14 protein-coding genes are annotated in these 15,708 nt (G+C 40.4%); 6 read left to right on the top strand and 8 right to left on the bottom strand.

The window, feature by feature from the left end:
- Position 1: 1 nt before the first annotated feature.
- Positions 2 to 1,669, bottom strand: a complete 1,668-nt coding sequence (locus RBATCC27255_RS01860) for a formate--tetrahydrofolate ligase (protein WP_101028480.1) — start codon at positions 1,667 to 1,669, stop codon at positions 2 to 4.
- A 144-nt stretch (positions 1,670 to 1,813) separates the two neighbouring features.
- On the opposite strand from RBATCC27255_RS01860, the gene RBATCC27255_RS01855 reads away from it, so the two are divergent.
- Positions 1,814 to 2,983: an FtsW/RodA/SpoVE family cell cycle protein gene (locus RBATCC27255_RS01855; protein WP_101028479.1), complete on the top strand. Its 1,170-nt coding sequence runs from the start codon at positions 1,814 to 1,816 to the stop codon at positions 2,981 to 2,983.
- 75 nt (positions 2,984 to 3,058) lie between these two features.
- Here RBATCC27255_RS01855 and RBATCC27255_RS01850 read toward each other — a convergent pair whose 3' ends face one another.
- From RBATCC27255_RS01850 to asd, 7 genes are all read right to left on the bottom strand, one after another.
- Positions 3,059 to 4,318 (bottom strand): CdaR family protein, encoded by a 1,260-nt coding sequence (locus RBATCC27255_RS01850; protein ID WP_101028478.1) that lies wholly within the window; start codon positions 4,316 to 4,318, stop codon positions 3,059 to 3,061.
- On the bottom strand, positions 4,315 to 5,205 hold the full coding sequence (gene cdaA / locus RBATCC27255_RS01845; protein ID WP_169923202.1) for a diadenylate cyclase CdaA: 891 nt from the start codon (positions 5,203 to 5,205) through the stop codon (positions 4,315 to 4,317). Before cdaA ends, RBATCC27255_RS01850 begins: the two co-directional genes overlap by 4 nt.
- Before the next feature lie 71 nt (positions 5,206 to 5,276).
- The gene (locus tag RBATCC27255_RS01840) at positions 5,277 to 6,443 is read right to left on the bottom strand and encodes an aminotransferase class V-fold PLP-dependent enzyme (protein WP_101028476.1); all 1,167 of its coding nucleotides are present in this window, start codon (positions 6,441 to 6,443) and stop codon (positions 5,277 to 5,279) included.
- On the bottom strand, positions 6,440 to 6,667 hold the full coding sequence (locus RBATCC27255_RS01835) for a putative Se/S carrier protein (RefSeq protein ID WP_101028475.1): 228 nt from the start codon (positions 6,665 to 6,667) through the stop codon (positions 6,440 to 6,442). Before RBATCC27255_RS01835 ends, RBATCC27255_RS01840 begins: the two co-directional genes overlap by 4 nt.
- Positions 6,668 to 6,799: 132 nt before the next feature.
- Positions 6,800 to 7,564, bottom strand: coding sequence for a 4-hydroxy-tetrahydrodipicolinate reductase (gene dapB / locus RBATCC27255_RS01830; RefSeq protein ID WP_101028474.1), 765 nt, complete (start codon positions 7,562 to 7,564; stop codon positions 6,800 to 6,802).
- 48 nt (positions 7,565 to 7,612) lie between these two features.
- On the bottom strand, positions 7,613 to 8,515 hold the full coding sequence (dapA, locus tag RBATCC27255_RS01825; RefSeq protein ID WP_015523863.1) for a 4-hydroxy-tetrahydrodipicolinate synthase: 903 nt from the start codon (positions 8,513 to 8,515) through the stop codon (positions 7,613 to 7,615).
- A gap of 19 nt (positions 8,516 to 8,534) precedes the next feature.
- On the bottom strand, positions 8,535 to 9,620 hold the full coding sequence (gene asd / locus RBATCC27255_RS01820) for an aspartate-semialdehyde dehydrogenase (protein ID WP_101028473.1): 1,086 nt from the start codon (positions 9,618 to 9,620) through the stop codon (positions 8,535 to 8,537).
- 254 nt (positions 9,621 to 9,874) lie between these two features.
- Here asd and queA point away from each other — a divergent pair, with 254 nt between their 5' ends.
- From queA to RBATCC27255_RS01795, 5 genes are all read left to right on the top strand, one after another.
- Positions 9,875 to 10,900 carry a tRNA preQ1(34) S-adenosylmethionine ribosyltransferase-isomerase QueA gene (gene queA, locus RBATCC27255_RS01815; RefSeq protein WP_046433253.1) on the top strand — a complete coding sequence of 342 codons (1,026 nt, stop codon included), beginning with the start codon at positions 9,875 to 9,877 and terminating at the stop codon, positions 10,898 to 10,900.
- Positions 10,901 to 10,917: 17 nt separating this feature from the next.
- The gene (tgt, locus tag RBATCC27255_RS01810; RefSeq protein WP_101028472.1) at positions 10,918 to 12,048 is read left to right on the top strand and encodes a tRNA guanosine(34) transglycosylase Tgt; all 1,131 of its coding nucleotides are present in this window, start codon (positions 10,918 to 10,920) and stop codon (positions 12,046 to 12,048) included.
- Between the two features lie 83 nt (positions 12,049 to 12,131).
- Positions 12,132 to 12,554 (top strand): preprotein translocase subunit YajC, encoded by a 423-nt coding sequence (gene yajC / locus RBATCC27255_RS01805; protein ID WP_015523867.1) that lies wholly within the window; start codon positions 12,132 to 12,134, stop codon positions 12,552 to 12,554.
- A 64-nt stretch (positions 12,555 to 12,618) separates the two neighbouring features.
- Positions 12,619 to 13,011, top strand: a complete 393-nt coding sequence (locus RBATCC27255_RS01800) for a TIGR04086 family membrane protein (protein WP_101028471.1) — start codon at positions 12,619 to 12,621, stop codon at positions 13,009 to 13,011.
- 231 nt (positions 13,012 to 13,242) lie between these two features.
- Positions 13,243 to 15,675, top strand: a complete 2,433-nt coding sequence (locus tag RBATCC27255_RS01795) for a YARHG domain-containing protein (protein WP_101028470.1) — start codon at positions 13,243 to 13,245, stop codon at positions 15,673 to 15,675.
- Positions 15,676 to 15,708 lie beyond the last annotated feature (33 nt).

Genomic DNA, 15,708 nt, shown 5'->3' with positions numbered 1-15,708 from the left:
ATCAGAAAAGTCCGCTGATTTTACCGTTTTCGTCAACATCAATTTTTTCTGCGGTGGGAACCTTCGGAAGTCCCGGCATTGTCATAATGTTGCCTGTATAGATTACTGCAAAACCTGCACCGTTTGAAATTGTTACATCTCTTACTGTGATTTCAAAATCCTTTGGAGCACCAAGCTTTGCAGGATCGTCTGAAAGCGAATACTGTGTTTTAGCCACACATACAGGAAGCTTGTTGCCGCCGAGTGCCGCAACTTCCTTGATTGCTTTTTCTGCGGCCGTTGTGTAGATTACCTTTGACGCACCGTAGATTTCCTTTGCAATCTTCTCAACCTTTTCCTTGAGCGTTAGATCGAGTGAATAGAGAGGCTCAAATGCAGACGGCTTTTCGCAAGCCTCTACTACCTTATTGGCAAGCTCTATGCCGCCTTCTCCGCCATTGCAGAATACATCTGAAAGGGCAAAATCCGCACCCTTTGAAATACAGTATTCTTCAATGTACTTTAGCTCTTCTTCTGTATCTGTGCCAAATCGGTTGATTGCTACGACAACGGGAACATTGTACTTTCTCATATTGTCAATGTGAACTCCGAGGTTTACAATGCCCTTTTTGAGTGCCTCAATGTTTTCGTTTGAGGTTTCTGACTTTGGAACGCCGCCGTTGTATTTTAATGCACGGCAGGTAGCCACAATTACAATTGCCGACGGAGCAATTCCGGCATATCTGCACTTGATGTCAAGAAACTTCTCTGCACCGAGATCCGAGCCGAAACCTGCTTCTGTAATACAGTAATCGGCAAGCTTTAATGCAAGCTTTGTTGCTCTTATGCTGTTACAGCCGTGAGCGATATTTGCAAAAGGTCCGCCGTGCATAATTGCAGGAGTACCCTCGAGCGTCTGAACAAGGTTAGGTTTGATTGCATCCTTGAGAAGTGCAGTCATTGCACCCGCAGCCTTCAAATCCTTAGCGTAAACTGGTTCGCCGCTGTATGTGTATGCAACAAGAATGTTGCCGAGTCTTTCTTTGAGATCGGAAATATCATTTGCAAGACAGAGAATTGCCATAACTTCCGATGCAACCGTGATAATGAAATGATCTTCCCTCGGAACACCGTTCACCTTACCGCCAAGACCGATTGTGATATTTCTTAATGCACGGTCATTCATATCAAGACAACGCTTGAAGAGAATTCTTCTCGGATCAATGCCGAGTGTGTTGCCCTGCTGAATATGGTTGTCAAGCATTGCGCAGCAGAGGTTGTTGGCCGCTGTAATTGCGTGCATATCACCTGTGAAATGAAGGTTGATGTCCTCCATCGGAAGAACCTGTGCATAACCGCCGCCTGCGGCACCGCCCTTAATTCCGAATACAGGACCGAGCGACGGCTCACGAAGTGCTATGATTGCCTTTTTACCGATTTTAGCCATAGCCTGACCAAGACCCACCGATGTTGTCGTTTTTCCCTCTCCTGCAGGAGTTGGATTGATAGCAGTCACAAGGATAAGTTTACCGTCCGAATTATCCTTTACACGGTCAGCAAGCTCATCAGAAAGCTTTGCCTTGTACTTTCCGTAAAAATCAAGCTCATCGGCAGAAATCTCAAGCTGATTTGCAATTTCTGCAATAGGCTTTAATTCTGCACTCTGAGCAATTTCGATATCAGATAACATAATATTCCTCCGTATCAAATTCATATCTCCCTTATTATAACAAAATGCGAAACTTGTATTATTCTGTATTGAAATTATACTTGATATTGAAGGCATTATTTAATATAATTATAAGGAAAAAGTAATTCAAAAAGGTTGTTTAAGGTGAAAAGAGTTTTAGCAAATATATATGAGTACTTTCGACAATGTGACACTGTGCTGTGGCTTTTGACGCTTACGGCAATTGCATACAGCTTTCTTTTGATTGCCAGTATGCAGAGGTCGGGTAATTACAGTTACCTAAGAACACAGATTGCTGCCGTATCTGTCGGACTTGTTGCAGCGGTGTTTATCTCAATTGCCGATTATAGATTTCTCATACGAAAATGGTACATTGCCGCAATAGTGGGAATTGTTCTTGCCGGACTTGTGTTTGTGTTCGGTGTCCGTGTGAGCGGCACTGATGACACGGCGTGGATAAATCTCCCGGGAGGTTTTTCAATACAGCCGTCCGAGTTTATCAAAATCTGTTTTATAATCACATTTTCTAAGCATTTGTCATGGCTTAAAGAAAAGAATATGACGGAAAAGTTTTCAGGGGTACTTTCACTCGCAGTACACGCAATGATACCTATGGCTATTATTCATATTCAGGGTGATGACGGTACGGTTCTTATATTTGCCCTTATGTTTTTAATAATGGCATTTACCGCAGGCGTTCAATTAAGATATTTTGCAATTTTAGGCGGATTACTCGTGTGCGCAATTCCGATTATATGGAATGTGTTTATGAATGAAGAGCATCGCAACAGAGTTCTTGCGCTGTTTGACCTTGACGGAAATGCACTTACAAATTACGGCTGGCAACAGTATCAAGGCAAGGTTTCAATTGCGAGCGGAGAAGCTTTCGGAAGCGGTCTTTTTAATGGGCAAAGAGTTGAACATTCAATAGTGCCGGAACAGGAAAATGATTTTATTTTTACCGTTGCCGGTGAAGAACTTGGCTTTGTCGGCTGTATAGCACTTTTGCTCTTGCTGTTTTTTATAGTTTTTAAGGTAATTTTAAATGCAAAGCTATCGACTGAATTTGAAGGAAAATATATCTGCTGCGGTGTGTTTGCAATGATAACCTCTCAAACGGTTGTAAATATCGGTATGGTTTTGGGTTTTCTGCCTGTCGTAGGAATAACGCTTCCGCTTTTCAGCTCAGGCGGAACTTCTGCGTTAAGCACGCTTATAAGTCTTGGGCTTGTTCAAAGCGTCAGATACCACAACACCGACGATATGAATAAAGCATTTGTAAGGCGAGGCAGTACAAACCGCATCAGAATGTAATTATACTCCCTCATCACGAAAAATACGGAAAAAGTTAAAACGCAGGCATTTTTAAAATGTCTGCGTTTCTTTGCGTTATTTTTCGCTGATTGTAATGTTTGCTTTATAGCTTCCGCTTACCCAACAGGTTGATGTTCCTTTCAACTTGAAAGTTACCGGCATCTGAACAGAACCAACCGTTCCGCTCTGATCCGAGGTATCTATTATACATTCAATATCGGAGCTCTTAAGATTTTCAAGTTCTTTCTTACTGCCGATTACCGTAACACTCATATTGGTTTGGGTTACATCGGCTTTATATTCTGAAGATAAACCGCTGACCTTAAATGAATCAACCGTGTATGTTTTCTTCGATAAGCTGCTTAGATCCAATACAACCTTAGCGGCGGTTGAATTACTGATATTTTTGCAATCCGTCGGAATATTGATGCCCTGATCATTGTATTCATACCGCTTATTTGAGAGAGTTGCAAAGTCAATGGATTCAAGCTTTATGCTTTTAGTATTGTCAAGAACTTTTTTAGGACCTGCGAGAAGAATTTCAGATGGCTCGACTGACAACATATCGTCGCCGAGGTTGAGTCCTTCAGGCTTGTTCATAAACTCGGGAACAACCTTTACTGTCTTTTCGGGAAGAACAGAAATTGACGCCTCTACCGTGCCAAATTCCATCTTCAAAAGATCGGTGGAAATTCTATTGCCGGACTTATCGTAAAGAAGTATATCGGCTGTTGCAGATGTTGAGTCATCAAGGATTCCGTCAAGTTCTGCTGAAGCTGAAACCTTGGCAATTTTTGCAATCTCTGTCTGCGGACCCGAAACGGTTATATTTTTTGACGCAAGCGAGGTTGACGCATAGTAGCCGTCAGCAACCTTATACACGACATTCTCCTGAATCGGAAAACTTGTTTCTCTGAGATAATCAACAATTACATTCACATTTGACGGCGTAACAGTTGAAATTATCTGGAAATTTGCACTTGGATTAGTCTTTACTGCGGAAAGCGAAATCTGATAAGTTCCTGCGGAATCAATACCGTTTGTCGCAGCGGTTACGGTGATATCCTTTGTGCTGATTGAACCCAGAACAGCCCTGCTGCCTGTTACGGTAACGGTTGCTGTTTGTTCGGTATCGCTGAACACCTGCAGACCGTTGTTAACAAGCTGATCCGGCAATTCAATTTGAATAGGAATGTTACTGATTGTAACGGAAGTATCATTCGTAGTTCCCATACTCATATAAACCCATGTTATTGTTGAAATTACAAGGGAGAGTATAATCAGAAATTTGTTATTCTGAAACAGTTTGTTGAGAGAGAGTTTTTTCTTTTTCATTCGTCATCCTTCTCTCTGTTTGAACTTTTCGGGTTTTTCTGGAAGAATTTTCTTGACTGTTCTTCATCATCATAACCGCGGTCATAGATAAGAAACTGTTCAAGCTTTTTAATAAGCGCTTCTCTTGTAAACTCACGGAGAAGGATTCCGTTGACGGCAAGAGAAATCACTCCTGTTTCTTCACTGACAATGAGGACAACGGCGTCGCTTTGTTCACTAATGCCGAGTCCGGCTCTGTGTCTTGTTCCGAGATTTATATCTACATTTTGATTTGTTGTAAGCGGTAAAATACATCCTGCTGCAAAAAGTTTTCCGTCACGGATAATGCTTGCACCGTCATGCAAAGGAGCTTTGTTAAAAAATATATTGCCAAACAGAGCTACCGATGTTTCAGCGTCGATAATTGTGCCTGTAGCGGCTATATCAGACAGCATAGTTTCGCGTTCAAATACGAGCAAAGCGCCTGTTTTTGAGCGTGAAAAAAGAACGGCTGTATCGGCAGCGTCAACAATTGACTTTTCAACTGCCTTTTTCCAATCATCGCTTTTGCGGTGCTTTGTAAATATCCTTATATATTTTTTATAGGTGTTGTTGCGTCCCATCTGTTCAAGAGCTTTTCTGATTTCAGGCTGGAATATGATGGCGATAACAACGACAGCTGCCTCAAAAAAGGTTCGCAACAAGGATGAAAGCATAACAAGACCGAACAAAGATGAAAGAAAATACACTATAATAAGAATAATTACACCTTTGAGAAGCTGAACCGCTCTTGTTTCCTGAACAAGCTTGAACAGTCCGAAAATCAGCAGTGCAATTGCAAGAATATCTACAACATCTCTGAATTGGATAGTCTTGATAATGGAAAAAATGCTGTTAAAAATTTCCAATCTGCTTTCCCCTTCCTTTATTTATTTCTTGTTATTATTCTAACATACTTTTATTACTGATTGCAACCTTTTTAAATTGTTTTTTTAAGTTTGTTGTTCTTTGAAATACTACGAACAGCGTTTGCAAAATATATTACATCATTTTTGTCTGTAAAAGCTGAAACAACTGCCCTTACGGTTCCCGTATCCTGAGTTCCGAAGCTCTTGTGTGCAAGGGGCGCACAATGGAGTCCTGCACGCACAGCAATATTGTAATTATCATTGAGAATTTTTGCAACAGTTTCACTTTCTGTGTCTTTGATATTAAAGGATATTACGGGAACGCTGTGATTTTTCTCAGGCATTTTGGTGTATAATATTACATTTTCCGCTTTTTCAAGCCTTTTGTAGAGCATTTGTGCAAGACTTAATTCGGAGTTGTATATTTTATTAGGTTTTCTGTTCAAAACAAATTTTATTCCTGCGTTAAGCCCTGCAATTCCCGGAAGATTCGGTGTGCCGCTTTCATATTTGTCGGGAAGAATTTCAGGCTGATTGAGATTTGCAGAATCACTCCCCGTTCCGCCTTGGATAAGACTGTCGGGAGTTGTTTCGCTGTTTATGATTAGCAGACCTGTTCCCATCGGTCCGTAAAGCCCTTTGTGTCCTGCTGTACAAAGATAATCAATTGAACTGTCAGAAAGATTTATATCTGCAATACCTGCACTTTGCGCGGCGTCAACGCAAAATAATATACCGTTGATTCTGCACAGAGCAGCTATTCTTTCAATCGGCAGTTTCACTCCGAAAACATTTGACGCATGAGTACATATTACAAGCTTTGTATTTGCTTTAAATTCATTCCTGAAATTTTCTATTGTTTGTTCTTCGTCATAAGGAACACATTTTGCAACAGAATATTCAATTTTATTCTTTTTGAGTGCCTCAAGCGGTCTTACAACCGCATTGTGTTCAAGAGAAGAGATGACAGCATGATCTCCGGACTTTAATATCCCTTTAATTACTGTATTAAGTGCCGATGTGCAGTTGAGCGTGAATATTACATTTTCGGGATTGGCAGAGCCAAAAAGCTTTGCGGCATTTTCACGACAGGAAAACATAATTTCCGATGATTTTACCGACATTATGTGTCCGCTTCTTCCCGGATTTGCTCCGTAATTCGACATTGCATCATTAACTGCTTTTCTTACCGAAAACGGTTTTGGAAAAGTTGTTGCTCCGTTATCAAAGTATATCATAAGTTATCAACGGCAGCCGTACCGTTTACGGTAATGCCGTTACTCCTGATGATTTTCAATGCTTTTTCAAAATTTCCCGGGACATAAAGACTGTAGCCGCAGGATTTTTTGTTTAGGTGTATAGGAGTTCTTACAAGTCCTGATTTAATATTATTTTTTAAAAGTAGGTTACGGCTCTTCATGGCAAGAGTTACCGAGCCGAACATAATTAAATTATTTTCCATAACTTCCACCCTTTGCTAAATCTTTGTGATACTTACAAACAAAATATCACACTACATATTATGTTTATCGGCAAAGTTTGGACATAAAAGAAAAAGCACGGCTTCGAAAACCGTGCTTTAAAATCTTATTTATCAGTTCATCTTTTGAGAAAGAAGGTTGCCCATGTTGTACATACCTGCTTTCTGATCTTTAAGAAATACTGCCGCATTAACAGCACCGACAGCGAAAACTTCTTTTGACTGAGCCTGATGAGAAATCGTTACAACCTCATCGTGACCTGCAAAGATAACTTCGTGTTCGCCTACAATTGTGCCGCCTCTTACGGAATGAATACCGATTTCGTTCTTTGAACGCTTTCTGCGGTAGCTGTGTCTGTCATAAACATACTGCGGATCTTCGTCAAGCTGTTCCGAAATTCCGTCTGCAATCATAAGAGCTGTTCCGCTCGGAGCGTCGAGCTTGAGATTATGATGCTTTTCAACGATTTCAATATCGAACTGGTTTCCGAGAATTTTTGCAGCCTCTTTTGAAAGCTCAATAAGAAGATTGATGCCGAGTGACATATTACCTGAATAGAAAACAGGAATTGTCTTTGCCGCATCTTCGATTTTTGCAATCTGATCTTTAGAAAAGCCTGTTGTGCAGATAACACAAGGTACTTTGTTATCAACTGCATACGAAAGCATACCGTCAAGAGCTGCAGGATTTGAAAAATCAATGATTACATCAGGTGTTTCGGTTGCCTCGTCAAAAGTCTTGAAAACATCAAAATTATAATTACTTTCACCGAATGCGTCAACACCGAACAAAACATTGCAATCCTCACGGCTCTGAACAGCCTGTGCCACAAAGCAGCCCATTTTACCGTTACAACCGACTATTGCTGTATTTACCATTTTTATTCCCCTTTAAACTTCTTGAATTTGAAACGAATCAAAGGTTGATTATTTAACCTTCTTGCTTAAAAGGTCATACTTCTCCATGCAATCCTTGAGGTCATGGTAACCCTGAACGCTCATGGGAACGAGCGGAAGTCTGCATTCACCTGCTTCATAGCCGAAGAGGTTCATGGCAGTTTTTACGGGGATCGGGTTAACATCGCTGAAGAGTATATGCATAAGCTCAAGATAGTGGAAGTTAAGCTTCTGTGCCTCTGCAAAGTCATTGTCAAGACAAAGCTGACAGATGTCATGCATTTCCTTGGGGCAGATGTTTGCAAATACAGAGATAACACCGAGAGCACCGAGTGACATGAAAGGAACAGTCTGGTCATCGTTACCTGAGTAGATATCAAGATTGTCACCGCAAAGTGAACGAATGAGAGCAACCTGAGAGATGTCGCCGCTTGCCTCTTTTGCGGCAACGATGTTAGGATGCTTGCAAAGTTCCTGATAAGTCTTTGGCTTGATGTTACAGCCGGTTCTTGAAGGAACATTGTAAAGAATAATCGGAATATCAACCGAATCTGCAACAACGTTGAAGTGTCTTACAAGACCCTGCTGAGATGTTTTATTGTAGTAAGGAGTTACGCAGAGAAGTGCGTCAACGCCTGTGCTTGCGGCAGATTTTGAGAGCATAACGGCTGTTGAGGTATCGTTACTGCCTGTACCTGCAATAACAGGAATTCTGCCGTTTGTCTTTTCTGCAACGAAAGAAATTGTTTCGCAATGCTCTTTTTCCGAAAGAGTTGCAGCCTCACCTGTTGTACCGCATACAATAATTGCATCGGTACCGTTTTGAACATGAAATTCTACGAGATCGCCGAGAACATCGTAGTTTACGCTTCCGTCAGACTTCATAGGGGTGATAAGTGCAACACCTGAGCCTGTAAAAATGTGGTTAGACATAATTTACCTCCGTAAGTAATCAGTCCATGTAGCCCTCAGCACAAAGGAGCTCTGCAAGAAGAACTGCACCGCCTGCTGCGCCTCTTAATGTGTTGTGTGACATACAAACGAACTTGTAATCATATTGAGTATCAGGTCTTAATCTGCCAACCGATACTGCCATACCGTTTTCAAGATTTCTTTCAGATTTAATCTGCGGACGGTCGGGTTCTGTGAAATAATGGAGAAAATGCTTTGGCGCACTCGGAAGATTGAGTTCCTGTGCTCTGCCGCTGTAGTTTGACCAAATGTCAATAATTTCTTCAACAGTAGGTTTCTTTACGCCGTCCTTAAATGACATAAATACAGCTGCTGTGTGACCGTCTGATACAGGAACACGGATGCACTGTGATGTGATTGAAATATCGTCTGTTTTAACAATCTTGTCGCCTTCAATCTTACCCCAGATTTTAAGCGGCTCCTGCTCTGACTTCTCTTCTTCACCGCCGATGTAAGGAATAACATTATCTACCATTTCAGGCCATGTCTTGAATGTTTTGCCTGCGCCTGAAATTGCCTGATATGTGCAGGCGAGAACCTTGTCAACGCCGAGTGTCTTTAAAGGATGAATTGCAGGAACATAGCTCTGAAGTGAGCAATTGGACTTAACTGCAACAAAGCCTCTTTTTGTGCCGAGACGCTTTCTCTGAGCGTCAATAATCTTAATGTGATCGGCGTTAATTTCAGGAATAACCATAGGAACATCATCTGTAAAACGATGAGCACTGTTGTTTGATACGATAGGACATTCAGCCTTTGCATATCTGTCTTCGAGATCACGGATTTCATCCTTCTTCATATTAACTGCGCAGAAACAGAAATCAACCTGTGATGCAACCTCTTCAACATTTTCAGCGTCAACAATAACCATATCCTTGTACTTCTCCGGAAGAGGAGTAGTCATATGCCATCTGCCTTCAACTGTTTCACCGTATGTTTTGCCTGCACTTCTCTTACTTGCGGCAAGAACAGTAACCTCAAACCACGGGTGATTCTCAAGAAGAAGTGTAAAACGCTGACCTACCATACCGGTAGCGCCGATAATACCGACTTTATACTTTTTCATAATAATTCCTCCGAATTAAACAAATTTTAAAAAAGCGGTTGCCTTATTCAAACAAATATTATATTATATGAAGAGATGTCTGAAAACACGACTGTTTGTCGATTGTGCAATCTGCTCATAATAAAATAATATATCATTTAAAAAGGGTAATGTCAATTATTTTGAGAATTTTACAGGGCAAATACTTGTGTTTTACAAGGATTTTTATAAGAACAGCTTTTAAAAAGCAATTTTAGTTCTTGAAAGGAAATAAAATGAAAACGAGTGATTTTTATTACGATTTGCCGAAAGAGCTTATCGCACAGACTCCGCTTGAACCGAGAGACAGTTCAAGACTGCTTGTGCTTGACAGAGAAAAACAAACTCTGGAGCATAAACATTTTTATGACATTATTGATTATCTTAACGAGGGTGACCTTCTTGTTGCCAACGATTCAAGAGTTTTGCCTGCAAGAATTTACGGTATCAAAGACGAAACAGGTGCAAAAGTTGAATTTCTGCTTTTGAAGCAGGTTGCGAACAACCGTTGGGAAACACTTTGCAAGCCGGGTAAAAAAGCAAAAGTCGGCACAAAATTTTCGTTTGGCAACGGAATTTTGCGTGCAACAGTTGTTGATGTTAAGGATGACGGCAACAGAATAGTTGATTTTGATTGCGAAGAGAATTTCTTTACAACTCTTGATAAAATCGGTCAGATGCCTCTTCCGCCTTATATTACTGCCGAGCTTAAGGATAAGGAACGCTATCAGACGGTTTACAGCCATGAACTCGGTTCTGCGGCAGCTCCGACGGCAGGACTTCACTTTACAACCGAGCTTATGGACAGAATCAAGGCTAAGGGTGTAAAGATTGCGTATGTTACACTTCATGTGGGACTCGGTACATTCAGACCCGTTAAGGTTGACGATGTTACAAAGCATAAAATGCACAGCGAGCATTACGAAGTCCCCGAAGAAACCGCAAAGCTCATAAATGAAACCAAGAAAAACGGCGGACGGGTTATTGCAGTCGGCACGACATCCTGCAGAACGCTTGAAAGTGTTGCGGCAATGTACGGAGAAATTAAGCCGTGCGAGGGATTTACGGATATTTTTATTTATCCCGGATTTGAATTTAAAGTGCTTGACGGACTTATTACTAACTTTCATCTTCCGGAAAGTACACTTATTATGCTTGTATCCGCTTTTGCGGGATATGATTTTATTATGAATGCATATAAAGAAGCTGTAAAGGAAAAGTACAGATTCTTCTCTTTCGGTGACGCTATGTTCATATCATAGGAGGATTTTACGGATTTATGTTTAAGGTAATTAAAAAGGAAGGCAGCGCAAGACGGGGCGAGTTCGTTACGGTTCACGGTACGGTTCAGACTCCTGCCTTTATGAATGTTGCAACATGCGGTGCAATCAAGGGTGCTGTTTCTGCGCTTGATTTAAAGAATATAAAATGTCAGGTTCAGCTTTGCAACACCTATCATCTGCATCTTCGTCCGGGTGATGAAAAGGTTAAGCAAATGGGCGGACTTCACAAATTTACAAGGTGGAACGGTCCTATCCTTACCGACAGCGGCGGATTTCAGGTGTTCTCTCTTGCAAAGTTGAGAAATATTAAAGAAGAAGGCGTTTACTTCAATTCTCACATTGACGGCCGCAAAATTTTTATGGGACCTGAGGAGAGTATGAGAATTCAGTCAAATCTTGCTTCTACAATTGCGATGGCATTTGATGAATGCGTTGAAAACCCTTCTCCATATGAATATACAAAAAACAGCGTTGAAAGAACCACAAGATGGCTTAAAAGATGTGTTGCAGAGATGAAAAGGCTCAACAGTCTTGATGATACCATAAATAAAAACCAGATGCTGTTCGGCATAAATCAGGGCGGTATCTATGACGATTTGCGCGTCAATCATATGAAAGAAATTGCGGAGCTTAATCTTGACGGCTATGCAATCGGAGGTCTTGCCGTGGGTGAGCCTGCCGAAACGATGTACCATATCATTGAAGAGGTTGAGCCGTTTGCTCCGAAAGATAAAATCAGATATCTTATGGGAGTCGGAACTCCCGTGAATATTCTTGAAAGTGTTGCAAGAGGCGTTGATCTTTTTGACTGTGTTATGCCGAGCAGAAACGCAAGACACGGTCAGCTCTTCACTTGGGACGGAGTGCGTAACATCAATAATGCAAAATATGAAACAGACGAATCCCCGATTGACGAGCATTGTGACTGCCCTGTTTGCCGAAACTTTTCAAGGGCATACATAAGACATCTTCTCAAGAGCGGTGAGATGCTCGGAATGCGGCTTGCTGTTTTGCACAACCTCTATTTTTACAATAATCTTATGGAAGTTATCAGAACTCAGCTTGACAACGGCACATATATGGAATTTTACGAGAAATATCGCAATATTTTAGGCGTGCGTATCTAATATTTTTTCAAAACAGAAAAAACACTTGCAAGATGTGATTAAAACTGATATAATCAGTACATTGTATGAAAGGAATGACGAAAATGACAAACTTTTTACCTGTAGTTGCTGAAGCAAGCGCAAGCGGCGGAAATCAGTCATCAAGTATGATTTTTATGATTCTCTTCTATGTTGCTATTTTTGCGGCTCTCTATTTCTTCCTCATCAGACCTAACTCAAAGAAGAAAAAAGAAGAAGCTCAGCTTCGTAACTCTCTTGAGATCGGTGATGAAATTACAACAATCGGCGGAATTATGGGCAGAGTAGTTGCTATTAAGGACGACGAAGACGCTATCATCATTGAAACAGGCTCTGACAGAGTTAAGATGAAGTTTAAAAAGTGGTGTATTTCTACTGTTGACACAGTTAAGGAACAGCCACAGCAGGCAGGTCAGCCTGAAAAGAAAGGCTTCTTCGGTTTTGGCAAGAAGAAAGATTCCGATGAAACTAAAGCTACAAAAGAATAACTTTTTGAATGAATGTTCTTTCCCCCGAATATATTTGTAACAGAATATATTCGGGGGTTGTTTTATGTCTGATAAAAAATTACTTGCAAAGGCCGTTCTGTTTTCATCAGTATGCGGAATACTCATACTTGTAATTTTGATGTGTTTGCTTGCGGCCGTGATGATGTCAGCGGGAGTAATTTCGGCAGATATACTTGATTACTGCGCAGTAGGAATGGTCGGTGTTGCTGCGCTGATGTCGGGAATAATATCATCAAGAATTACAGGAAGTGCAGGACTTGCGGTTGGTTCGCTGACAGGATTTTTTATTTTTCTTGTCATAACCTCTATTGCGTTGATTTTTAACGGTGAACCTATAACAATATTAACCCTGCTAAAACTGATATCATCTGTTTTGGGAGGATGTATAGGCGGAATTATCGGAGTAAACAAAAAGGAAAAAATAAAAATCAAATAGGTTCAGGTAAGATATTTTACTGCAGCTATGTTTTCGGCAGTTCGTTTAGGCGGACTGCTGTTTTTATGTCGGATTTAATTACAAATTAGAATTATTTTTTAAAAAATTGAAATATCTATGGTAAAACAGCTTGTAATATGGTACAATAATTCGGAGAATGAGATAATAAGGGTAGATTAACTTAATTTAGATAAATATGAAAAAATAAGGAAACATTTAAGGAGTGTTAATATGGCAAAAATGATAAAATTGCCGGCAGATTTAAGGGATTGGAAGGTTACTTCATTTGTCGGGGAAGACAACGGCTGTGAAGTTTACAAGGTATCAAGAAAGATTGATAAAAATACTGCTCAGAATGCGATTCTCAGACACGCATTTATCGGCAAAAATAATTATAATGATGAGCGTGCCGAATATTTCGCCGAAGAGGCTGATTTTATTGAATCCGTAAAGAATCTTGACGGCGTTTCAAACTATCTGGATGTTTATGTTCAGGATAATCAGAACAAAGAAACCTGTGATTTGTACATATTTACGGAAGAACTCACAAGCCTTGATGAACTTATGAAAACCAAAACTTTCGCTGAGGATGAAGTTGTTGATTTTGGTATTCAGATGAGCAGTCTGCTTGAAACTTTGGAAACAAAGAATATTTTTCACGGTAATATTTCGCCAAAAAATATTTTTGTAACAGCAGACGGAAAGTATAAAATCGGCGGATTTACCGAATTTGAGGGCAAAATTGACGACAAGTCTTATATTGCACCCGAAGTGTTCAGACAGGAAAATGTTGACTATACAACCGATATTTATTCTGTCGGTATAATTATGTATGCAATGTGCAACGGCGGTAAAATTCCGTTTGAAAATGATTCCTGTGACAGAGATTCTGCGTGTAAGGAGAGATTCTCGGGCAAGGCTGTTACCGCACCGTCCGAGGGCAACGAAAAGCTCAAGAGTGTTATTGTGATTGCGTGTCAGCCCGATAATGCAAACCGCTGGAAGAATGCAGGAAACATTAAAAACGCTCTTACATCTATCAAAGATGAAATTGCAACTTCCTCCCCTGCTCCAAATCCCGAAGTTGTTGTTCCCGAAAGCACCGACTTTGACGGTAATGTATTTGAAGAGTACGATTACGATGAATTTGAGGATACAGAGCCGACTGAACCTCAGGATAATTTTGACGCAAAAGATGAAGTTCAGACAGTTGAAGATACTGTTCTCGATAATGAATTTGGTGAGGCTGAACAGCTTAGTATTGACGGTGTTCTGAATCAGGAGGAACCTTTGCCTGTTGCTGAAAACGCTTCTGTGGAAGCAGAAGATACTGCTGAATCAGACGAAAATGATAATGAGGGCGGTTTTGAAGTCGTTGATGTTACTGATGCAGTTGATGAGCCTGAAAATACAGAATTAAAGACAGATGACAATACAACTGAATATGAGGATATAAGTTCTTTCTCTTCTGATTCAGAAACTGATGACAATAAGAATGTTGTTGATGATAAAAAGCCTGAAGAATACAAAAACATTTCAAGCAACAGCGGCGAAAATGAGGTTGTACCTGAGGTTCTCCCTACTGTTACAAGTACTGATGTGTTTGAAAATTACTCGGCAGCTGACCACAAAAATAATCTTACTTCAAGTGATTCTGTTAAAGATTACGGTGATTTCTTCGATGATGAGCCGAGTGCTGTTCCTGCAGAAAATAAGGTTGAAGATACAAAAACTGTTGATGATAAGACAAGTTTTGATGACAACAGTTTTGAAAACGATAATAAAGATGAATTCGGATATGAGAATGAAGATGATAACAAAGAGAATGTAAAGAAAAAGAAGAATAAATTTATTATTGTTCTTTGTGCGGTTGTAATTGCCGCTGCACTCGGATTTATCGGTTTCTGCGTTTATAACGGTTTGTCAAATTCATCTACTGACAATAAAACTACTACAGCCGAAACTGCAACATCTGCCGAAGTAACCACACAGGCACCGAGTACGGCAGTACCTACTACTGTTCCTGCTACAACAGAACAGGTTACAACATCTTCTTCATATAACAATGTTGTTCCTGTTGTCGGTTACGGTTACAGTTACGGTAAGAAGCTTCTTGAACAGGCAGGCTTTACCGTTGAAATTTCTGACTATGAATACAGTTATGATTATCCGGAAGGATATATTATCTCCCAGACTCCGGAAGGTGACACAAGCGCAAGTACGGGTACAGTTGTTAAACTTGTTATCTCAAGCGGACAGATTCAGAGAGAAACAGAAGCTCCTGCAACACAGGCTCAGCAGTCATCAAATAGTCAGAACAGCTCATCGGGCAATTCAAATTCACAGAGTTCAAATGCACAGTCATCAAGCAATACAAACACTAATAATAACGGCGGATTTATCTTCCCTAACAGCGATTCTTCATATCTCAGCAACGCACAGGTAAGCGCTTTGAGTGATAACGACTTACAGCTTGCAATTAATGAGATTTATGCAAGACGAGGCAGAATTTTTAAGGACGCAAGCCTTAATGCATACTTTAACTCGCAGTCATGGTATGAGGGCAAATATACAGCCGAAGAATTTGAGAAGAATGTTAAATTTAATACTTACGAACAGAAGAATCTTCAGCTTTTGATTAACGAAAGAAGATCAAGAAAGTGATTTTTAAACAAGAAAGATAATGCAGAGGAGTTA

Origin of the sequence: Ruminococcus bromii (assembly GCF_002834225.1) — a bacterium.
GTDB classification, from domain to species: domain Bacteria; phylum Bacillota; class Clostridia; order Oscillospirales; family Acutalibacteraceae; genus Ruminococcoides; species Ruminococcoides bromii.
This window is presented reverse-complemented; position numbering and strand designations above follow the sequence as displayed.